The sequence below is a fragment of the Halomonas caseinilytica genome (assembly GCF_001662305.1).
GTDB classification, from domain to species: domain Bacteria; phylum Pseudomonadota; class Gammaproteobacteria; order Pseudomonadales; family Halomonadaceae; genus Halomonas; species Halomonas caseinilytica.
Genome location: NZ_BDEP01000005.1, coordinates 56,493 through 77,392, shown reverse-complemented (window position 1 = coordinate 77,392; position 20,900 = coordinate 56,493). Strand labels below are relative to the sequence as shown.

Here is a 20,900-nt window from a genome sequence, read left to right as displayed (position 1 = left end):
GGGCTTCCTGCATGGCGGAGACGCGGCTCACTGGTCGGCCACCAAGCGAGCGATGGCCCGCTCGAGGCGCGCCATGCCCTCGGCGATGTCTGCCTCGGGAATCACCAGCGACGGCGCCATGCGCAACACGTTGGGACCCGCCACCAACGCCATCAGGCCCTCCTCGATGGCCAGCGGCAGGATGTCCTTGGCGCGCCCCTCGTACTCGGGACGCATCTCGGCACCGATCAACAGCCCCATGCCACGCACTTCCTTGAAGACGCCGTGCTTGCGATTGATGGTCTCGAGGTGCTCGCGGAACAGGTCATGACGCTTGGCCACGCCCTCCAGCACCTCGGGGGTGTCGATGTGCTCGACCGCTGCCAGGGCCACGGCGGACGCCAGGGCATTGCCGCCGTAGGTCGAGCCGTGAGTGCCCAGACCCAGCGACGGGGCGACGCGGTCGGTGGTCAGCATGGCACCCACCGGGAAGCCGCCGCCGAGAGCCTTGGCGGTGGTCAGGATGTCCGGCGCCACGCCGTACTGCATGTAGGCATACAGCGAGCCGGTGCGGCCCACGCCGGTCTGCACCTCGTCGAAGATCAGCAAGGCATCGTTGGCATCACAGAGTTCACGCAGTCCCTTGAGGAACTCGGGGTCGGCGGGAATGATGCCGCCCTCGCCCTGCATCGGCTCGACCATCACCGCACAGGTGTCGGCATCGATCAGGTCGCGCACGCTGTCGAGGTCATTGAAGTCGCCATGCACGATGCCGCCGGGGACCGGGCCGAAGCCCTGGGAATACTTCGGTTGGCCGCCGACGCTGACGGTGAAGAAGGTCCGGCCGTGGAAAGACTTGCCGAAGGAGACGATGCGGTTCTTGCGCTCGCCGTGATGGTCGTAGGCCCAGCGACGCGCCAGCTTGAGCGCGGCCTCGTTGGCCTCGCCACCGGAGTTGCACAGGTAGACCTTGTCGGCAAAGGTACGCTCGACCAGGCTGCGTGCCAGCTTCAGGGCCGGCTCGTTGGTATAGACATTGGCCAGGTGCCACAGCTTGTCGGCCTGATCCTTGAGGGCATCGACCAGCACCGGGTGACAGTGACCCAGCGCGTTCACCGCGATGCCCCCGGCGAAATCGATGTACTCCTTGCCCTGCTGATCCCACAGGCGGCTGCCCTCGCCACGCACCGGGATGGCCTTCTGGGGCGCGTAGTTGGGCACCATGTACTGGTCGAAGTCGCTGCGGGTCGGGGTCTGGGTCATGTCACGCTCCTTTTGCTCGAGAAGACTCGGAAGGATGGCTCATCGTGCTTTCGAGTCGATGCATTCGAGTATAGGGAGCGCGGACCGAGGGGGCTTTCAGCAATGGGACGGCGAATTGTGAAAGAAGGCAGCCTCTCGGATCAGGCCGAACCGCTCTCAGACGACCGGCACGCCCGCCATGCATGGGGCGATCCGCTCTCGAATCGCCGCCAGGCGCGCCGGAGTTGGCGATCATCGCCGAACCCGACCTCGCCGGCGATGCGCGCCAGGCTCCAGGGCGTCTCTTCCATCAATTGTCGCGCAAGCTGCAGACGCAGGCGCATCAGGTAATCGTGCGGCGACATGCCGGCGACCGCCACGAAGCGTCGGCGCAGGTGACGCTCGCTCATGACCGCCACCCTCGCCATGTCGGCCATCGACCACGCCACCCCCAGGCGGTCGCACAGGGCATCCTGCAAGCGGTGGATACGCTCGTCGACATGGTTGCGCCCCTCCAGCCAACCGGACAGTTGTGGCTCATGGCCACTACGGCGCAGGTAGAGCACCATCTCCCGGGCCACCGCCAGTGTCAGCCGGTGCCCGAGGCGCCGTGTCAGCCAGTGCAGCATGGTGTCGATTCCCGTGGAGATGCCGGCGCTGGTGAGGATGGGCCCATCTTCGATGAAGATGCAGTCGCCCTGCACGCGCGCACCAGGCGCCAACGCTTCCAGGCGCGACAGCAGGGTGTGATGAGTGGTAGCGCGCCGGCCTTCCAGCAGTCCTGCCTCAGCCAGCAGCAGCGAACCCGAGCAGATGCCCATGACCGTGCCGGCAACCGGCGCATGCTCGCGCAGCCATTCGACGGCCAGCGGCTGACGGCTCGGATCGATGCCCTGCCGATACTGCCCAGGCACCAGCAGCAGATCCCAGGCTTGCGGCGTCCTGGGCAGGGGCTCGATACCGCTCAGCGCCAGCGGCCCCAGCCAGTCGAGCGTCTCGCAGGGGCCGAAATAGCGAATCCTCAGATCCTCGTGCATGCGCTGCGCACTGTGCAGCACCTGCAGCGGGCCCACCAGGTCGAGCGGGACCTGGCCGGGGAGCATCAGCACCCCGACCGTCGGGGACGGCACCGTCTCAAGCGGCATGCGTGCCCCACTCCTTCGCCAGGCCGACGACATCGACGATGCGCGCGAAGCGGCCTTCCAGCACCAGCTCGGTGCGCGCGCGAATGTCCTCGGCGGACCAGGTTCGACCCAATCGGGTCATGGGGAAGGTCAAGGTCGCCTCACTGACGAAGTCCACCGCGAAGCCGAGATCGGCGGCAACACGCGTGGTGGTCTCGCAGCACTGCTCGGTGCGAATGCCGCTGACGATCAGCCGTTCGATGCCCCGCTCGCGCAGCCAGCGCTCCAGCTCGGTATCGGTGAAGGCGTTATGGGCCCGCTTGTGAAAGGTCGCCGCCGCTGGCTCATCGAACCCCTCGAGCGGACGAACCAGGCCATTGGCGGGATCGAAAGGCGTCGCGCTGCCCGGCTCCTCGTGGAAGATGCGCACCATGGGAATGTCGGCCTGGCGGGCCAGTTCCAGCAAGGCGTGTTGCCGCTCGCGCCAAGGGACAGCCAGCGCCTCGTCCCAGTAGTCACGGGCCGGGAAGGAAGCTTGAACGTCGATCATCAGTAGCGCGGTGTTCATGGGCATGCTCTCCGTCAATGGGAATCATGCCAGGATACTCCTGCTCGTTCGCGTGGCTGAGGCCACAAACGGCTCATCAGCGGACATTTTCGGCCATAATCACCGAGTGCCGACACTGTTCGTCGAGCCTCTAGCCCAAACGCTCCTCGCGGGGCGTCATGCCAAAGTGATTGCGATAGGCAGTGGAGAAATGCGCCGCCGAGGAAAAGCCGGTCTGCAGGGCGATCTCGCCGGCGGGACGGTCGCTTTCGCGCAGCAGACGGCGAGCCTGCTGCAAGCGCAGGTTGAGGTAGTAGCGACTGGGCACGGCCTGGAGGTACTTCTTGAACAGCCGTTCGAGCTGGCGACGCGAGATGCCGAGATGCTCGGCCAGTTCGTGGGTCGTCAGCGGTTCTTCGATGTTCGACTCCATCAGCGCCACCGCGTCCACCAGACTCTGGGGCGCATGGCCGAGTCGCGTGCGCAACGGCACCTGCTGGGGCTCGTCGCCCATGCGGATACGCTCGAGCACGAAGTGTTCGGAGATGCGCTCGGCCAGCTCGTCACCGTGGTGGCTGCCGACCAGGGTCATCATCATGTCCATGGCGGCGGTGCCGCCTCCACAGGTCAGCCGGTCGCGGTCGATCTCGAACAACTGCTGTGACAGGCGGACCCGCGGATAATCCCGGGCGAAGGCCTCGAAACGCGGCCAGGGCAAGGTGGCACGATAGCCATCCAGTACCCCGGTACGCGCCAGCACCTCGGTGCCGCCACCGATACCCCCCAGCACCACCCGAGCGGCGGCCAGGCGTTGCAGCCAGTCGAGCAGCGACTGTGGGACACTCCCCGCCAGTGGGCCCGGCGCGCACACCAGTAGCAAGTCCAGGGAGGCGCCGGAGGCTGCAGCCGCGGCCTGGGGCAGCAGGGCCTGGCCGGAGGCACTGGCCACCGGACGCTCGTCGACGGCGAAGGTCGAAAGGCGGTACAGCGTCCGGCCGGCCAGCCGGTTGGCCACATGCAAGGGCTCGGTGGCACAGGCCTGGGCCAGCATCGAGAACCCCGGCAGCACCACGACCCCCACGTCTCGCGTCAAACCGGGGGAAAGGGGCGGGGCCTTGCCATCAGCGACCATCATCGGCGTCGTGCAGGGTATCGATGAAGGCGTTGGATCGGGAGATCGCCGCTTGCATGCGCGCCCTCAGGGCCGCGACATCGCGTTCCAGTCCATCGACTTCCCCACGCAACGCCCCGATCGCCCGAGCATTGAGGTTGTGCTTCAACAACAGCACATTGTCGCGCATCGCCAGCAACACGGGGTGCATGCTGTCGGCAGCCTCCTGCATGGCGTCGTGCATCTGCACATAGCGCTGACGCGTCTGCCGCAGCCGCTGCTCGGAGAGCCGGCGATACTCGGCACTCTGGTAGAGATCGAGCTCGCTTTCCCATTCCTCGAACAAGGCCGCGGCCACAGACTCGATGTCATCGATGCGTGTTTCGACCCGCTCGGCGGCGACCTCGCTGCGCTCGTACGCCTCGTCGAGGCGCTCATAGGTCTGCGACAACTCGCTGTCGGGCACACGCACCACGGCGCGGAATTGTTCCAGCGCCGATGCGAACTGTTCCTCGGCCGCCACCTGGGCGTCACGACCTTTCTCGACCCGCTCCACCATCAGGTCACGCTTGTGGATGCCGACCTTTTCCAGAGCGCCATAGTAGGCACTCTGGCAACCGCTCAGCAGCAACAGCAGGATGGCCGATACGAGCCAGCCATGGAGGGGCCGCGCCAGACGTCGGTGTCTCATGCAGCGTCTCTCAGAGTTCGACGACATCGAAGGTCGCCACCGGGTCGACGTCGGCCTCGTAGTCCACGTCGTCTCGCTCGAAGCCGAACAGCTTCAGGAAGTCGTGCTTGTAGCCCGCGTAGTCGGTGATCTCGAACAGATTGTCGGTGGTGACCTGCGACCACAGCGTCTTGCACGCCTGCTGGACATCGTCGCGCAGCTCCCAGTCATCGAGGCGCAGACGCCCGGCCTCGTCGGTGGCCATCTCGCCGCCCTGGGGGGAATAGAGACGCTCGCCGAACAGGCGGTTGAGCTGGTCGATGGTGCCTTCGTGCAGGCCCTGCTCCTTCATCACCTTGTAGACCATGGCGATATACAGTGGCATCACCGGGATCGCCGCGCTGGCCTGGGTCACCACGGACTTGAGCACCGCCACGTTGGCGCCGCCGCCCTGCTCGCCGAGGCGCTTATCGATCTCGCCGGCAGCGCGATCGAGGTCTTCCTTGGCACGGCCCAGGGCGCCGTGCCAGTAGATCGGCCAGGTGATCTCGGTGCCGATATAGCTGAAGGCCACGGACCGTGCCCCCGGCGCCAGCACACCGGCGCGGTCCAGAGCGTCGATCCACAGCTCCCAGTCCTCGCCGCCCATCACGTCGACGGTATCGGCGATCTCCTGTTCGGTGGCCGGCTCGACTTCGGCTTCGATGATGGCGTCCTTGTTGGTGTCGATGGCAGTGGCGCGGTACGTCTCGCCGATCGGCTTGAGGCTGGAGCGCTTGATCTCGCCGCTGTCGGGCAGCTTGCGCACCGGGGACGCCAGGGAATAGACCACCAGGTCGACCTGGCCGAGATCCTGCTTGATCAGCTCGACGGCCTTCTCGCGCGCCTCATGGGAAAAGGCGTCACCGTTGATGGACTTGCTGTACAGCCCTTCCTGCTTGGCGAACTTGTCGAAGGCCGCGGCGTTGTACCAGCCAGCGGTACCGGGCTTCTTCTCCGTGCCCGGCTTCTCGAAGAACACGCCCAGCGTATCGGCACCGTAGCCAAAGGCCGCGGTGACGCGTGCCGCCAGGCCATAGCCGCTGGAGGCGCCCACCACCAGCACTTTCTTGGGGCCGGCATGCTTGTCCAGGCCTCGCGCCCGGGTCGCCTCGATCTGCTCGAGCACGTTCTTCTCGCAACCGACGGGATGAGTGGTGGTGCAGATGAAACCGCGTACCTTGGGCTTGATGATCACGACAGACCTCTTCGTTGGATACCGAGGAGCCGCACGGGGCAGCGTCCGGGAAGTTGTATTGCCAATGGCGACATTCTAGCGACACTGGACGGCACTGTCCGCCCTCATCGACTCGCGGGGCAATCACACCGGCCAGGCCGTTATTGAGTACCGCCGCCGGCTGGGGCAGCATGGCGGTGATCCCGATGTCCGACACACAAGCAGGAGACCGCCAATGGATGCCCAGACCCTCGTCGACGAGCGTGGCGAATTATGGCTGGCGCTGGCGCCCCTGTGGCTGGAGCGGGAACCCAGGGAAACCGACTACGCCCGCATGGTCGACGTCATCCAGCGTCACGACCTCAGCGTGCGGGAGCTCGAGTGGGTTTTCCGCCTGGAACTGGCACCGGTGCTCTCTCGCCAGCAGATGTCCGTGGCCAGCGAATGGCGCCACTTCGACGATCACAAGCTGATGCGCCAGCTGGTTGCCCACAACCTGAGGCTCAAGGGATGGCGTCGCAAGACCTGGGCGCTGTTTTCGGGCCTGACCACCATGATGGCCCGCCACCGCTGGAACGAGCTGATGGAACGGGTCTCGATCGCGCGGGGCGAAACGCTGTAACCCCGCCTCGACCAAGACGGGTCAGTGAGACACAAGGCGGGCCAGTGACGAAAAGAGGGAGAAGCCACATGGATACTCGCATGATGGACCACGACCACGGATATGGACTGGTAAGCCGCTTTTTCCACTGGTTCATGGCGTTGCTGCTGCTCTGGCAGCTGATATCGGCAGCATTGCACTTCGCTTTCGACGAGGCGCCAGTCACCGACTTCTTCTTCGGTTTCCATTTTTCCAATGGTGTACTACTGCTCTGCCTGGCGCTTCTGCGAGGTATCTGGGGGCTGCTCAATCTCTCGCGCCGACCGCCCCATCGGCGCGGCATCGAGCGACTCGCCGCACTCGGCCATGTGCTGATCTATCTGTTGATGATCGCGGTGCCCACGATTGCCCTGATTCGCGCCTATGGTTCCGATCGCCCCTTCTCCGCCCTGGGCATGCCACTTTTTGCCGGCCAGGCCACCGAGATCGAATGGATGACGAATCTCGGTGGCCAGTGGCACGGGCTGCTGGGCTGGGGATTGTTCGCGCTGGTCGCCGGTCACATCGCCATGGCCCTGGTCCACACCCATGTATGGAAAGAGCCCCTGATCCGGCGGATGACCAGGGGCAGCGATCTCCCGTAGCGGCCTGCCGGACTCGGGGCAATCGGCCGGTTGCCCTCGAGCCGCACGGCGAGAGGCGCTAGACGTCGTCCAGGATCCTCTCCAGCGCTTCATTGAGCTCGCCAATCCCCGCCCGCGGCGAGAAGCGACGCACGACGCGACCGTCCCGGGCCACCAGGAACTTGGTGAAGTTCCACTTGATGGCTCGCGTGCCCAACAGGCCCGGCGCCTCTCGCTTGAGCTCGACGAACAGGGGATGAGCGTGGCGCCCGTTGACCTGAACCTTCTCCATCAGCGGGAAGGTCACGCCATAGGTCTGTTCGCCGAAGGTGCAGAACGCCGGGGCCGACTCGGGCGACTGTCGGCCGAACTGGTTGCAGGGAAAGGCCAGCACGGTGAAGCCACGGTCGCGATGGCGACGATAGAGACGCTCGAGCTCGCCGAGCTGGGACGTGAAGCCACAGCGGCTGGCCACATTGACGATCAGGAGCACCTGGCCGCGGAGCGCGCGGAGGTTGAATGGCTCGCCGCGATACGTGCGGCAATCATGGTCGTGGATGCTCATGGCTCGGGCTCGCTGTCTGTTCCATCAAGATGCCACGCCGGCTCCCTCGGCGCCAGTCCCGCGCCAACGCGGCCTCACTCGGAGGCCGTGAGCAAACCGTCGTGGATGAGCGTTTCCACCACCTGGCGCGTATCCGGCGTGACATCCTCGAGCGCCAAGGCCCTTTCCGGGGGCAGCCAGAAGGTCTCGGCGACTTCATCCGCCTGCAGGTCCAGAGGACCATCATAGTCGACCAGGTAGGCGCTACCGAAGATATGGTTGCCATCCCGGGCATGAACGAACTCCAGCACATGCCGCAGGGGAACCCCGACGATCCCGAGCTCTTCGGCCAGTTCGCGTCGTGCCGCCACGTGCACGGCCTCTCCAGCCCCCACCACGCCACCGGCGGCCAGGTCGATGCCACCGGGGAAAACCTCCTTGTATAGCGTGCGACGCTGCACGCACAGCTCGCCCCGCGCATTGCGCACCACGATATAGGTGGCCCGGTGCCAGAAGTGATAGCGCCGCATGGTGGCGCGCGGAGCGCTTCCGCAAGGCCGATTGCGCGCGTCCACCAACTGGATGCTCTCGTCGGATATGCGCTGGACCACCGTCGAATCGGACGGCGCACCTGAGTCGGAGGTCATGGCAACTTCCTGCAGGGAAATAGGCTCAGCCTAACGGCTCGTCGTGAGCACGTCATCTCCCTGCCGCTGGCATCGCCTTTCCTTCGTTGCCTTGCCGGTGGCTGCGTTACAGTCATCATTCCCTCCCGATGACGACAACAAGGGCCGAGCCATGCGCGATACCGACAAGAATACCGACAACCGCCAGGTGGACCTCGACGATGAGGGCGTTCACTGGGATCAGGCCATGAGTTATGGGCAATACCTGAACCTCGAGTCACTGCTGGACTGCCAGCGCCCCCTCTCCCGCGAACATGACGAAATGCTGTTCATCGTCATCCATCAGGCCTCCGAGCTATGGATACGACTGTGCCTGCATGAAGCCCATGGCGCCGCCGAGTACATTCGCCACGGCGACCTGCGCCCCGCCTTCAAGATGCTGACTCGGGTCGCACGCATCCAGGAGCAGCTCATCAACGCCTGGGAAGTGCTCGTCACCATGACGCCGGCGGACTACCTGAGCTTCCGCGACGAACTGGGCCAGAGCTCCGGCTTCCAGTCGTACCAGTACCGAGAACTGGAATTCCTGCTGGGCAACAAGAACGCGCGCATGATCGAAGCGCACCGCGCCCATTCCCGCCACTATGATCGTCTGCACGAAGTGCTTCACGCCCCCAGTCTCTACGACATCACTCTGCAGCAACTCGACAAGCGTGGCTTCGATATCCCGGATGACCGGCTCGAGCGCGACTGGTCCGAACCCTATATCGCCTCATCCCGCGTCGAAGCCGCCTGGCGCGAGATCTATCGCGACACCGAGACCTACTGGGATCTTTATGAACTGGCCGAAAAGCTGGTGGATCTGGAGTACAACTTCCAGAAATGGCGTTTCAGCCACATGAAGACCGTCGAGCGCATCATCGGTTATCGCCGCGGCACCGGCGGCACCGGGGGCGTCAGCTATCTGGTCAAGGCCCTCGACCTGCAGTTCTTCCCCGAACTCTGGTCGGTGAGAACCCTCATCTGAGCGCCGCCGAAAGCGTTGACCGGGCACCGGCTGAAGGCCATGCTCAGAAAGGTTCTCGCCACTGGAGTTCCGTCATGCAGGACTACGCACCGCGTGCTCGACTGGCAACCCACGAGGTGACCAACCAGCCCGACGCCCCCGAGGATCGCAACCTCCTCGAGGATGATCTGCCGCTGCGCGAAGCACTGACACGAGACGCTCCCGACTGGGTGACCGAGCGTCTCGCCCCGCTGGGACGCGAAGTCGGCAGCGAACGTGTCCGCGCCCTGGGCGAGGCGGCCAACCGTCATCCGCCCGAGCTGCGCTTGTTCGACCGCTACGGGCGCCGTCTGGATGCCGTCGACTATCACCCGGCCTACCATGCGCTGATGCACCTGGCCCTGGACAACGGCTGGCACGCGGTCGCCTGGCAGGAGGAAGGCCACGGCGGACACCAGGCGCACGTGGCCGCCCTGTACCTGCTCACCCAGGCGGAACCCGGCTTCTGCTGCCCGGTGACCATGACCCATGCCGCCATGCCGGCGCTTCGCCATTCGTCGTCCCTGCATGAGCGCTGGTCGCCCGGCCTGCTGAGCTGGGACTACGACCCTCGAGCACTCCCCGCCGAACGCAAGACGGCGCTGACCTTCGGCATGGCCATGACCGAGAAACAAGGCGGCAGCGACGTGCGTGCCAACACCACCCGAGCGCTCCCCACTGAGGACGGTTGGCGACTGAATGGCCACAAGTGGTTCTGCAGCGCCCCCATGTCGGACGCCTTCCTGACACTGGCACAGACCGACGACGGCCTCGGCTGCTTTCTGGTGCCGCGCTTCACTCCGGATGGCGAGCGCAACGCCATCGAGCTGCAGCGACTCAAGGACAAATGCGGCAATCGAGCCAACGCCTCGGCCGAAATCGAGTACCGCGACGCCTGGGCCGAGCCACTAGGCGAACCCGGGCGTGGCATCGCCACCATACTGTCGATGGTCCAGCAGACCCGGCTCGATGCCGCCACCGCGCCGGTGGCGATGATGCGGCAGGCGCTCTCCGAAGCCTGGCGACATGTGCGAACACGCCACGCCTTCGGCCAACGCCTGTCCGAGCAGCCCTTGATGCGCACTCTGCTCGCCGACATGGCCCTGGAAGTCGAAGCCGGCGTCGCCCTGACCCTGCGCACCGCCCGGGCCTTCGACGGCGCCGCGCGAGGCGACGCCCACGAAACCGCCCTGGCACGGCTGTTGCCGGCGCTGGCCAAGTACTGGCACAACAAGCGGGCTCCTGGTTTCCTGGCCGAGGCCATGGAATGCCTGGGTGGCATCGGCTACGTGGAGGAATCCCCAATGGCGCGGCTCTATCGCGAAGCGCCGGTGAACTCCATCTGGGAAGGCTCAGGCAATGTCATCTGCCTCGATGTGCTGCGGGTGTTCGAACGCCACCCCGACGCCCTGGCGGCACTTCGTCAGGAACTCAACGCCGTTCGCGGCATATCTCCAGCTCTGGATGCAGCCATCCAGGAGCTCGTCACGCGTCTCGAAGCGCCGCCGGAGACTCTGGAGCGGCAGGCCCGCTGGCTGACACAGCGCCTGGCCCAGTGCCTGCAGGGCGCCCTGCTGCTGCGCCACGCTCCCGCCGAAATAGGCGAGACCTTCTGTCGCTCGCGGCTTATCGACCCTGGCCCCGTCTTCGGCATCCTGCCTGCGGATGCGCCTGAAGATGCAATTCTGGCACGCCTGCCAAACTGAGCCGCTCATGGAAGACTTGACCCTCAGATGGATCCTCGGACAGGCCGTCAGCTTCACCGCTCTGGCGCTGTGCATCGTCGCCTTTTCCAGCAAGCGCGATGACCGACTGTTCGTGATCCTCGTTTTCGCCAATGTTGCCTTCGCCGTACAGTTCGCGCTCTTCCAAAGCTGGGTGGCTTCCGGCATCTCCGCGCTGATCGTGCTGCGTATCGTCCTGGCCCGACGTTACCCTCGCCATACCGGCATCATGGCGACGGTACTGATCGCTACCCTGGCCATTGCCGCCCTGACCTGGAGCGGGCCGGAGGACATCCCCGCCCTGGCGGCGGGATTACTGGGCACCTATGGCATGTTCATGCTGCGAGGCATCGCCATGCGCGCCCTGCTGGCCAGTGCCGCTTTCTGCTGGATCATCAGCAACCTGCTGGCCGGCTCCATCGGCGGCACTATCGCCGAGACCCTGATCTTCCTCACCAATGTGGTGACCATGTGGCGCCTCAAGCGCGATGCCGTGCTGCATGGCGTTTGAGGCGCCGACTTCCCCCTCTCCGCCTTGGCCAGGCCGAGTGCCAGGCAACCCGCCCATGCCGCCGGATGGGCGATGTCAGCCGCCGATGGGGCCCAAGGCTACCCGTAACGCCAACGCCAGAAGCAGCACGCCGGTAGCCCGGTTGATCCAATGGGCACGGGCCTGCAGCCAGGGCAGCACCCGAGAGTGGGACAGCCCGACGGCGACCAGCACGTACCAGCCACCATCGATGAGCATGGCTGTGCACACGATGATCGCGCGCGCCGCCAGGCTCATGTCCGGCGTCACGAACTGACTGAGCAAGGCAACGAAGAACAGGATGAGCTTGGGATTGGCGAGCGCCACCAGCATTCCCTCGCGCGCCGCCTGCATGCCAGAGGTGACCATGGCGTCCGCGTTTAGCGCCCCCGATCGCCCGGCCCGCAAGGCCTTGATGCCCAGCCAGGCCAGATAGGCGGCACCCGCCCAGGTGATCGCCTGGAACAGCGATGGGAAACGCTCGATCAGCGCTCCTAGCCCCCAGACGGTGAGCAGCGCATAGAGCCCCACCCCCAGCGCATGGGACAAGGCCGCCACCACGCCCGGCGTGCGTCCACCCCCGAGGGTGTGGCGCAGCACCAGCGCCAGGCTGGGTCCAGGCGACATGGCCCCCATGGCACAGATAGCCGCCAACGACAACCAGAGGGAAAAAGGCATGAGCATTCTCCAGTGACACATGATCGACCGGGCGCCACCCGGTCCGTCGACGAGCGAAAGGTATGGCAGAGAAACCGTGCCTAGCGGTGGAACTGCCCTTCGCGTTCCGGCTGCCAGAGGATAGCGTCGACACGCAGCGTCGCCTGCCTTCCTCCGGGCAGGGGCCATTCGATGACATCACCCACATGCAAGCCGAGCAGTGCCGCACCGACCGGCGCCATCACCGAGACACCATCGTCGGTGAATTCCAGCGCATGAGGGTAGACCAAGGTTCTCACGATCTCACGCTCATGCGTCAGATCGGTAAAGCGCACCTGGCTGTTCATGCTGATCACATCCGCTGGAATCTGTTCGGGCTCCAGCACCTCACCACGCTCCAGTTCTTCTTCCAGGGATAGCGCCACGGCATCCTCGCCAGCCGCGTCGATGAGCCGCTGTAACCGTTCAGCATCGAGCCGATTGATGATCAAAGGGGGACGCACCGCCATATGAGCCTCCTTGCCAGACGTGGCGTACGGGGATAACCAATAAAAACAGCCCTCCACCCGCTAGCGGGAGAAGGACTGTCCACGAAGCCACCATACGACATCACCACGAGGAAAGACAGGCCGCATGATACCCGTGCGCCCGCCTTGCTGATATCAAGCTGCCTGGCGCGCATGTTTCCTAGGCGAGGGGCATGACACATCATCGCAACAGGCGATAACAAAACCTCACAACAACGCTACCTACACCCCTCGATGTGGGCATCTATACTCACGCCAAGCTCCCAAGGCACCCGTTTCTCAAGGGATCAGCGACTTTCCTTGAGACGACGCCTCCCATTGGCAGGCATCACTTGGAAGCCGGCAAGAGATTGCATACCAGGAGACACAGGAGGGCATACCAATGGTCGACAAGCATAATGCCACCACAAGCCTCCCATCCCCCACAGGCATCAGGCCCCTACAAGAGCACGAATACGTATTCGTGAACGGTGGTGTAAACGATCAGAGCGCCACGCTTTCACTCGACGAGCTCGGCGGAGGATGGGCTACGACCATGGCAGTCGGTGAGGAAGAGCCCTGGCATAACGCCTCTGTAGCGCTCGATATCGAACTGCACATTGGCGCGTCAGCCAAGTCCGAATAGATACGCCAGGTCACCAGGGCACGACGCGCTCTCTTGCAGTCCCTGGTGACCGCCCGATACCTGGTTTGACAACCCGAACGCCTTTCTTCTGACCACTACACCGCCATCCGATACACAACAATCGCTGACAACACAGGTCTCCAGACGTCATGATTTTGATCGCCGGCGGTCAGTTCGATGTCAATCTCAGAGCGCTGCATGAACGACTAACCTATCGAGGCATTCCATTCTGCAGTCTCCTGGTTGGCCCGAATCAGACACCGAATTTACGCATCGACATTCAGGGCAACCGCCTTGAAGTGAATGATAGCGAAATATCACCCACGGCCTGTTTCATCAGACACGATGTCTTCCTTCATCAGGCCTCCGATAGAAAAAGGGCGCAAACCAGTGCTCTTAATTGGTTCCATGCCGTTCGTGGCTGGGCCGTCAGCCAGCCAAGTGTCCGGGTATTCAACCGACACTCTTACCTTCGTGAGAACAACAAGGTACAGAACCTGCTCCTTGCACAGGCGCATGGGCTCTCGATTCCCGACACGGTCGTCGTCAACGACCTCTCCAACCTTGATGCCACAGCAGAAGCCATGGTGCACAAACCGGTTGCCGGCGGAGAATACACGGGGCTGGTCAGCGAGTTACGTCAATCACCCGCCCTCGACTACCCTCGCTTCATCCAACCACGCCTGCAGCGCCCCGAGATGAGGATTTACCGTATTGGACCTGCCTTGATGGCGTTCTGGCTGTATTCCTCTGAACTCGACTACCGTCGCACGCAGGATGTCGAGATCGTCCACACTGCAGTTCCGCACACCATCGGCAATGACCTGATACGGCTGCTGGATCACCTCGAGCTCGACTTTGCGGCAGCAGATTTCATGGCAGACGAGGAAGGAGCCCTGCATTTCCTCGAGGTCAACACGCAGCCGATGTTTGCCGCCTTTGATCGCGCAACCCACGGGAAGCTCTGTGATGCCATCATCGATGGCTTATTCTACAGAGGAGGGCACTGCAAAAAGAAGGGAATGCCACTGACCACTTGATTTTCAAGTGGTGCCGGTGGTCGGACTCGAACCGACACGCCTGTTACAGCGGCGGATTTTGAATCCGCTGCGTCTACCAATTCCGCCACACCGGCAACGGCCCAGAATTATACGTGGGCCGACGGCCAGGTCAATGATTTCACGTCATTCTCGCGGGCATCATCAGTAGATTGCTATCATCGCGCCCACCTTGACTCGGCGCCTCCGCCGACGGTCGTTCCCGTATCAGGAGTCCTCCATGGCGCAATCACGCAACGACACCCCACCCTCTCCATCCGTCGCAGCACGCACCGGGCTGGTGCTCGGCCTGGTATTCCTGCTGTTGACCCTGATCATCCCAGCACCGAGCGGCATGTCGCCCGTCGCCTGGCACTGTGTCGGCATGGCATTGCTGATGGCCAGCTGGTGGTCCACCGAGGCGATTCCGATTCCGGTCACCTCACTGGTGCCGATGGTGCTCGCCCCGGCGCTGGGCATTGAGGGTATCAAGGAGACGGCGGCCAGCTATGCCAATCCGATCATCTATCTGTTCCTCGGCGGCTTTCTCCTGGGTATCGCGATGCAGGTCTGGAACCTCCATCGCCGTGTGGCGCTGCAGGTACTGCGGGTGGTCGGCAGTGAGCCGAAACGCCAGATTGCGGGGTTCATGATCGCCACCGGCTTCATCAGCATGTGGGTCTCCAACACCGCCACGGCGATCATGATGCTGCCGATCGGCCTCTCGGTACTGAGCCTGCTCGAGCATTCGGATCCCAAGGAACTGAACCGCTTCGCAACCGCCCTGCTGCTGGGCATCGCCTATTCAGCAAGCATCGGGGGCGTGGCCACCCTGATCGGCACGCCTCCCAACGCCCTGCTGGCCGGCTACCTGTCGGACTCGATGAACATTGATCTCGGCTTTGCCCAGTGGATGCTGATCGGGCTGCCGATCAGCATCGCGATGATGGTGGTTGCCTGGTGGTGGCTGTGCCGTGGCGACTTTCAACTCGCCACTGGCGGCAGCGAGAGCGCCGACATGATTCATCGCGAACTGGCCGAGATGGGACCGATGAGCGCGGCCGAAAAGCGCGTCGGCATGGTCTTTCTGCTGGCGGCAGCGGCCTGGATCGTCCGTCCCCTGCTCAATAATCTCGGCGTCGACTGGCTGTCGGATACCTCGATCGCCATTCTCGCCGGCATGGCACTGTTCCTGATCCCCAGCGGTCGCCACCGTGGCGAATCCCTGATGAACTGGGAGGAAGCGGTCAAGCTGCCCTGGGGCATCCTGCTGCTGTTCGGTGGCGGCCTGGCGCTGGCCGGGGCCATCAGCTCGTCGGGACTCGCCGAGTGGATCGCCAACCAGCTCTCCGTGCTCGGCGCGCTGCCGACCCTGGCCGTCATTGCCGGCGTGGTACTGGTGATCATCTTCCTCACGGAAGTGACCTCGAACACCGCTACCGCGGCGGCCTTCCTGCCGCTGCTCGGCGCCATGGCCATGTCACTGGACATTCCGGTGCTGGTCATCACGGTTCCCGCCGCGATCGCCGCCAGCTGCGCCTTCATGATGCCGGTGGCCACGCCGCCCAACGCGATCGTCTTCGGCTCCGGGCATATGAGCATTCAGTCCATGATCCGCGCCGGCTTTGCCCTCAACCTCGCAGGCACCGTCCTGGTAACCCTGATGGCCTACGCGCTGATCCTGTTGCTGTGGTAATCGTCACGCGCCATTTCTCATGAATCTGCCCGCGTTTCCTGACGTGACAGTCAGGAAACGCTATCCTTGTGCACCGCCGTCACGCGTCATCCCTTCGACCCACCGCGGCTTCGGCGGGTCACTCACCTGTTGATCGTTGTTGCGTCTGTCATTCAAGAGCCCACATGCAAAGAGCCGATTTCCATTTTGATCTTCCGCAAGAGTTGATCGCTCGCTACCCTTCGGAAGTACGCAGCGACTGTCGCCTGCTGTGCGTCGATGGCGACAGCGGCCAGTTCAGCCACCACCACTTTCCCGACCTCGTGGACATGCTGGAACCCGGCGACCTGCTGGTTTTCAACGATACTCGCGTCATTCCCGCGCGCCTGCACGGCCACAAGGCCAGCGGCGGCAAGGTCGAGATGCTTCTGGAACGCCCGCTGGATGCCCATCGTGGGCTGGTCCACCTGCGCGCCAGCAAGTCACCGTCCCCCGGCACCGAACTGAACTTCGAAGGCGGGATCCAGGCGGTGGTCGAGGGACGTCAGGACGCGCTGTTCGAGCTGCGCTTCCTCGGCGAGACACCGATGATCGCGCTGCTCGAGCAGCATGGCCACATGCCGCTGCCGCCCTATATCACCCGCGACGACGAACTTTCGGACCGCGAGCGTTATCAGACGGTCTATGCCCGCCGCGATGGTGCGGTGGCCGCCCCGACCGCCGGATTGCACTTCGACCAACCGTTGCTGGAACGCCTGGCAGCCAAAGGGGTCGAATCGACGTTCGTGACCCTGCATGTCGGTGCCGGAACCTTTCAGCCGGTACGTGCAGAGGACATTCGCGAGCATCACATGCACAGTGAGTGGATCGACGTCGGTGAAGATACCTGTGCCAAGGTGCGCGCCGCACAGCAGGCCGGCAAGCGAGTCATCGCCGTGGGCACCACCAGCGTGCGTTGCCTGGAAACGGCCAGTGCCTCGGGCGAGATTGCGCCATTCTCCGGCGATACCGATATTTTCATCTATCCCGGCTACGAGTGGCGCTGTGTCGATGCCTTGGTCACCAACTTCCACCTGCCGGAGTCGACCCTGCTGATGCTGGTGTCCTCATTCGCCGGTCACGATACGGTCATGGCGGCGTATCGGGAAGCGGTCCAGGAAGGCTATGCCTTCTTCAGCTACGGCGACGCCATGTTCTTGACCCGCCACCATGCTCCATCCGCAAGACGCGCCGATATCGAGACCTCCGATGCGTAACGAATGCTTCATGACCTTCGAGCGCCTGGCCAGCGACGGCCGGGCGCGCCGCGGTAGACTGACCTTTCCCCGAGGGACGGTCGAAACCCCTGCCTTCATGCCGGTCGGAACCTATGGCACCGTCAAGGGCATGACGCCCCAGTCGGTGCAGGAAATCGGCGCCGAGATCATTCTCGGCAACACCTTCCACCTGTGGCTGCGGCCGGGAACCGAGGTCATCGAGGCCCACGGCGATCTGCACGACTTCGCCCAGTGGGACAAGCCGATCCTCACCGACTCCGGCGGTTTCCAGGTCTTCTCGCTCGGCGAGATGCGCAAGATCACCGAACAGGGCGTGCATTTCCGCTCGCCGGTGGACGGCGCCAAGGTCTTCATGGGCCCCGAGGAATCCATGGCGGTGCAGCGTGCGCTGGGCTCCGACATTGTGATGATCTTCGACGAATGCACGCCCTACCCTGCGACCTTCGACGAGGCCCGACGCTCCATGGAAATGTCATTGCGCTGGGCACAACGCTCGCGCGATGCGCACGGTGCGTCCCCCTCGGCGCTGTTCGGCATCATCCAGGGCGGCATGTATCCGGCACTGCGCGAGGCCTCCCTGAAAGGACTCGACGAGATCGGCTTCGATGGCTACGCCATCGGCGGCCTGTCGGTGGGCGAGCCCAAGGAGGAAATGCTCGAGGTGCTCGACTACCTGCCCGAGTGGATGCCGGACGACAAACCGCGCTATCTGATGGGCGTGGGCAAGCCGGAAGACCTGGTCGAGGGCGTGCGCCGCGGGGTCGACATGTTCGACTGCGTGATGCCGACCCGCAACGCTCGCAACGGCCACCTCTTCACCGCCGAGGGCACCGTTAAGATCCGCAACGCCAGGCATCGCCACGACACCGGCCCGCTGGAGGAAGGGTGCGATTGCTACACGTGCCGGAACTTCTCGCGTGCCTATCTGCATCATCTGGATCGCTGCGGCGAGATGCTCGGCTCGATGCTCAATACCGTCCACAACCTTCGCCATTATCAGCGCCTGATGGCTGGTTTGCGCGGTGCCATCGAAGCGGGTACATTGGCCCACTTCGTGGAAGGGTTCTACGCGCAGCGTGGCCTGCCGGTTCCTCCCGTACCGAATTGAAGGCTGGCCAACCCAGGAGGCCAGCCGCCAGGCGCCGCATGGTGCCGCTTTGTTTACCACGACTCAGGAGATTGTCGTAAATGTTGGACTTCTTCATTTCCCCGGCCCTGGCCCAGGACGCCGGGGGCGCGCCGGGCGGAGGCATCGCCCAGATCGTGATGCTGGTCGGCTTCGTGCTGATCTTCTACTTCCTGCTGTGGCGCCCCCAGGCCAAGCGAGCCAAGCAGCACAAAAAGCTGATCGCCGGCCTCTCCAAGGGCGACGAGATCGTCATCGGCGGCGGCATGCTGGGTCGTATCACCAAGGTCAGCGAGGACAGCGAATTCCTGTCCATGGAAATCGCCGAGGGCACCGAGGTCAGCGTGCAGAAGAACGCCGTGGCCACCGTCCTGCCCAAGGGCACGCTCAAGTCCATCTGATCGGACATGCCCGCGCCGCCATGCGGTGCGGGCTGCCCTGCGACCACCGAGGCGGGGCCAGGCCAACCGGCTCCGCCCGGTGCTCGTGATGACGCAACGCCCGTCTCCATCATCAGCAACCTGAGGGCAGGGCCCCCATGCTCAACCGTTACCCCCTGTGGAAGTATCTACTGATACTCCTCGTCCTCGTCGTCGGCCTGATCTATGCCCTTCCCAACCTCTTCCCCGAGGACCCGGCAGTACAGATCAGCAGTGATCGCGGCGAATTCACGCTCGACGAACGACAGCTCGACCGCCTCGAGACCTCCCTCGAAGAATCGGATATCGCCATCAAGTCCGTCGAGAATCAGCCCCAGAGCGTCCTGATCCGGCTCCGTCACGCCGACGACCAGATCAGAGCACGCGACCTGCTCAGCGATTCTCTCGGCGAAGACTACGTCGTGGCACTGAACCTGGCCGAATCCACGCCGTCCTGGCTGGAGTCGCTGGCTGCCTCGCCCATGACGCTCGGCCTCGACCTGCGCGGCGGCGTGCACTTTTTGCTCGAAGTCGACATGGATGCCGCCATCACCCAGCGCCTGGAGTCGGACGCCAGCGCCATGCGCACCACCCTGCGCGACGAGCGACTGCGCTATCGCAACACCAAGCTCGGCGAGCGTTCGATCAGCATGGACTTCATGAACGCCGAAGACCGTGACGAAGCGCGACAGTTGATCGCCCCCGAGTATCCCGAGTTCGACTACAGCAATGTCGAACGGGCGCGAGGCGCCGGCCTGAAGATGACCCTGACCGACACGGCCGTCGACGAGATCCAGGATTACGCGGTCAACCAGAACCTGACCACGCTGCGCAACCGCGTCAACGAACTGGGCGTCTCCGAGCCGCTGGTACAGCGCCAGGGGCCGAACCGTATCGTCGTCGAACTGCCCGGCGTCCAGGATACCGCAGCCGCCAAGCGCATCATCGGCGCCACGGCCAATCTGGAGTTCCGCCTCGAGGCGCGGCCCGACACCCCGGATGCCGAAACCGAGACCTTCCCGTTCCGCAACAATGAAGCACGTACCGCGACCCTGATGCGTGACGTGATCATTACTGGCGACCGAGTCTCGAACGCCAACCGCAGCTTCGATGAAAATGGCCGTCCCCAGGTCAACATCGATCTAGACGGTACCGGCGGCACCCTGATGAACCGCGCGACCCGAACCAACATCGGGCGCAACATGGCGGTGCTGTTCATCGAGCACAACTCCCGCGAGCGCACGGTGATGGAGAACGGTGAGGAGACCACCGTCCGCACGCAGAGCACCGAACGCGGCATCATCAGCCTGGCCACCATCCAGAGCGCGCTGGGTAACAGCTTCCGCATCACCGGCCTGGAGTCGCCCACCGAGGCGGCCGACCTGGCACTGTTGCTGCGCTCCGGCTCGCTGGCTGCGCCGATGTACTTCGCGCAGGAGCGCACCATCGGACCCAGCCTCGGTGCCAAAAACATCGAGCGCGGCATCCAGTCCGTTCAGATCGGCCTGCTGCTGGTGGTGCTGTTCATGCTGGTGCGCTACCGGGTGTTCGGGGTCTTCGCCAATATTGCCCTGGCACTCAACCTGACCCTGCTCGTCGCTGTCATGTCGATGCTCGGCGCCACCCTGACCCTGCCGGGCATTGCCGGTATCGTGCTCACCCTGGGGATGGCCGTGGACGCCAATGTGTTGATCTTCGAGCGCATCCGCGAGGAACTACGCAACGGGCTCTCGGTCCAGCAAGCCATTCACGCCGGTTACGAGCGCGCCTTCTCGTCGATCGTCGACGCCAACATCACCACCCTGCTGGTGGCGTTGATCCTGTTCTCGATCGGCACCGGGCCGGTCAAGGGCTTCGCCGTGACGCTGTCACTGGGCATTTTGACCTCGCTGTTCACCGCGCTGATGGTGACCCGCGCCATGGTCAATCTGTGCTACGGCGGCAAGCCGGTCAAGAAGCTCTGGATATAAGAGGTG

22 protein-coding genes and 1 tRNA gene are annotated in these 20,900 nt (G+C 64.1%); 12 read left to right on the top strand and 11 right to left on the bottom strand.

Annotated elements, in window-relative coordinates:
- Positions 1–27: 27 nt before the first annotated feature.
- The 6 genes from A9O65_RS03545 to fabV form a co-directional block, all read right to left on the bottom strand.
- Positions 28–1,242, bottom strand: coding sequence for an aspartate aminotransferase family protein (locus A9O65_RS03545; protein WP_064698919.1), 1,215 nt, complete (start codon positions 1,240–1,242; stop codon positions 28–30).
- A gap of 140 nt (positions 1,243–1,382) precedes the next feature.
- Positions 1,383–2,366, bottom strand: coding sequence for a GlxA family transcriptional regulator (locus tag A9O65_RS03540; protein WP_064698918.1), 984 nt, complete (start codon positions 2,364–2,366; stop codon positions 1,383–1,385).
- Positions 2,356–2,913 carry an isochorismatase family protein gene (locus tag A9O65_RS03535; protein WP_064701375.1) on the bottom strand — a complete coding sequence of 186 codons (558 nt, stop codon included), beginning with the start codon at positions 2,911–2,913 and terminating at the stop codon, positions 2,356–2,358. The genes A9O65_RS03540 and A9O65_RS03535 overlap by 11 nt, the downstream gene beginning before the upstream one ends.
- A 130-nt stretch (positions 2,914–3,043) precedes the next feature.
- Positions 3,044–4,024, bottom strand: coding sequence for a GlxA family transcriptional regulator (locus A9O65_RS03530; RefSeq protein WP_170825742.1), 981 nt, complete (start codon positions 4,022–4,024; stop codon positions 3,044–3,046).
- On the bottom strand, positions 4,014–4,694 hold the full coding sequence (locus tag A9O65_RS03525) for a DUF2959 domain-containing protein (RefSeq protein ID WP_064701374.1): 681 nt from the start codon (positions 4,692–4,694) through the stop codon (positions 4,014–4,016). Before A9O65_RS03525 ends, A9O65_RS03530 begins: the two co-directional genes overlap by 11 nt.
- A gap of 10 nt (positions 4,695–4,704) precedes the next feature.
- Positions 4,705–5,910 carry an enoyl-ACP reductase FabV gene (fabV, locus tag A9O65_RS03520; RefSeq protein WP_064698915.1) on the bottom strand — a complete coding sequence of 402 codons (1,206 nt, stop codon included), beginning with the start codon at positions 5,908–5,910 and terminating at the stop codon, positions 4,705–4,707.
- A gap of 214 nt (positions 5,911–6,124) precedes the next feature.
- Here fabV and A9O65_RS03515 point away from each other — a divergent pair, with 214 nt between their 5' ends.
- Positions 6,125–6,511 (top strand): DUF7079 family protein, encoded by a 387-nt coding sequence (locus A9O65_RS03515; protein ID WP_064698914.1) that lies wholly within the window; start codon positions 6,125–6,127, stop codon positions 6,509–6,511.
- Positions 6,512–6,579: 68 nt separating this feature from the next.
- Positions 6,580–7,134 (top strand): cytochrome b, encoded by a 555-nt coding sequence (locus A9O65_RS03510; RefSeq protein ID WP_064701373.1) that lies wholly within the window; start codon positions 6,580–6,582, stop codon positions 7,132–7,134.
- A gap of 58 nt (positions 7,135–7,192) precedes the next feature.
- Here A9O65_RS03510 and A9O65_RS03505 read toward each other — a convergent pair whose 3' ends face one another.
- Positions 7,193–7,678, bottom strand: a complete 486-nt coding sequence (locus A9O65_RS03505; RefSeq protein ID WP_064698912.1) for a glutathione peroxidase — start codon at positions 7,676–7,678, stop codon at positions 7,193–7,195.
- A gap of 74 nt (positions 7,679–7,752) precedes the next feature.
- Positions 7,753–8,304, bottom strand: coding sequence for an NUDIX hydrolase (locus tag A9O65_RS03500; RefSeq protein WP_082919955.1), 552 nt, complete (start codon positions 8,302–8,304; stop codon positions 7,753–7,755).
- Between the two features lie 151 nt (positions 8,305–8,455).
- On the opposite strand from A9O65_RS03500, the gene kynA reads away from it, so the two are divergent.
- From kynA to A9O65_RS03485, 3 genes are all read left to right on the top strand, one after another.
- Positions 8,456–9,310: a tryptophan 2,3-dioxygenase gene (gene kynA / locus A9O65_RS03495; protein WP_064698911.1), complete on the top strand. Its 855-nt coding sequence runs from the start codon at positions 8,456–8,458 to the stop codon at positions 9,308–9,310.
- 74 nt (positions 9,311–9,384) lie between these two features.
- A complete protein-coding gene (locus tag A9O65_RS03490) occupies positions 9,385–11,034 on the top strand; it encodes an acyl-CoA dehydrogenase family protein (RefSeq protein WP_064698910.1) in 1,650 nt (549 codons plus the stop codon).
- Between the two features lie 7 nt (positions 11,035–11,041).
- Entirely contained in the window at positions 11,042–11,563 is a 522-nt protein-coding gene (locus tag A9O65_RS03485) for a YgjV family protein (protein ID WP_064701372.1), read from the top strand.
- Between the two features lie 75 nt (positions 11,564–11,638).
- On the opposite strand, the gene A9O65_RS03480 is transcribed toward A9O65_RS03485, so the two are convergent.
- Positions 11,639–12,259 (bottom strand): LysE family translocator, encoded by a 621-nt coding sequence (locus A9O65_RS03480; RefSeq protein ID WP_137055207.1) that lies wholly within the window; start codon positions 12,257–12,259, stop codon positions 11,639–11,641.
- 80 nt (positions 12,260–12,339) lie between these two features.
- Complete coding sequence (gene rnk, locus A9O65_RS03475) at positions 12,340–12,747, bottom strand: nucleoside diphosphate kinase regulator (protein ID WP_064701371.1); 408 nt, start codon at positions 12,745–12,747, stop codon at positions 12,340–12,342.
- Positions 12,748–13,147: 400 nt separating this feature from the next.
- On the opposite strand from rnk, the gene A9O65_RS03470 reads away from it, so the two are divergent.
- Positions 13,148–13,390, top strand: a complete 243-nt coding sequence (locus tag A9O65_RS03470; RefSeq protein WP_064698906.1) for a hypothetical protein — start codon at positions 13,148–13,150, stop codon at positions 13,388–13,390.
- 149 nt (positions 13,391–13,539) lie between these two features.
- Positions 13,540–14,430 carry an ATP-grasp domain-containing protein gene (locus A9O65_RS03465; RefSeq protein ID WP_064701370.1) on the top strand — a complete coding sequence of 297 codons (891 nt, stop codon included), beginning with the start codon at positions 13,540–13,542 and terminating at the stop codon, positions 14,428–14,430.
- Positions 14,431–14,438: 8 nt separating this feature from the next.
- Here A9O65_RS03465 and A9O65_RS03460 read toward each other — a convergent pair.
- A tRNA-Leu gene (locus A9O65_RS03460) sits at positions 14,439–14,525 on the bottom strand.
- 143 nt (positions 14,526–14,668) lie between these two features.
- On the opposite strand from A9O65_RS03460, the gene A9O65_RS03455 reads away from it, so the two are divergent.
- The 5 genes from A9O65_RS03455 (at position 14,669) to secD (ending at position 20,894) form a co-directional block, all read left to right on the top strand.
- A complete protein-coding gene (locus A9O65_RS03455; RefSeq protein ID WP_064701369.1) occupies positions 14,669–16,123 on the top strand; it encodes an SLC13 family permease in 1,455 nt (484 codons plus the stop codon).
- 164 nt (positions 16,124–16,287) lie between these two features.
- On the top strand, positions 16,288–17,358 hold the full coding sequence (gene queA, locus A9O65_RS03450) for a tRNA preQ1(34) S-adenosylmethionine ribosyltransferase-isomerase QueA (protein ID WP_064698894.1): 1,071 nt from the start codon (positions 16,288–16,290) through the stop codon (positions 17,356–17,358).
- Between the two features lie 10 nt (positions 17,359–17,368).
- A complete protein-coding gene (gene tgt / locus A9O65_RS03445) occupies positions 17,369–18,487 on the top strand; it encodes a tRNA guanosine(34) transglycosylase Tgt (RefSeq protein ID WP_211598197.1) in 1,119 nt (372 codons plus the stop codon).
- Between the two features lie 80 nt (positions 18,488–18,567).
- Positions 18,568–18,906, top strand: a complete 339-nt coding sequence (gene yajC, locus A9O65_RS03440; protein WP_064698892.1) for a preprotein translocase subunit YajC — start codon at positions 18,568–18,570, stop codon at positions 18,904–18,906.
- 137 nt (positions 18,907–19,043) lie between these two features.
- On the top strand, positions 19,044–20,894 hold the full coding sequence (gene secD, locus A9O65_RS03435) for a protein translocase subunit SecD (RefSeq protein ID WP_064698891.1): 1,851 nt from the start codon (positions 19,044–19,046) through the stop codon (positions 20,892–20,894).
- Positions 20,895–20,900 lie beyond the last annotated feature (6 nt).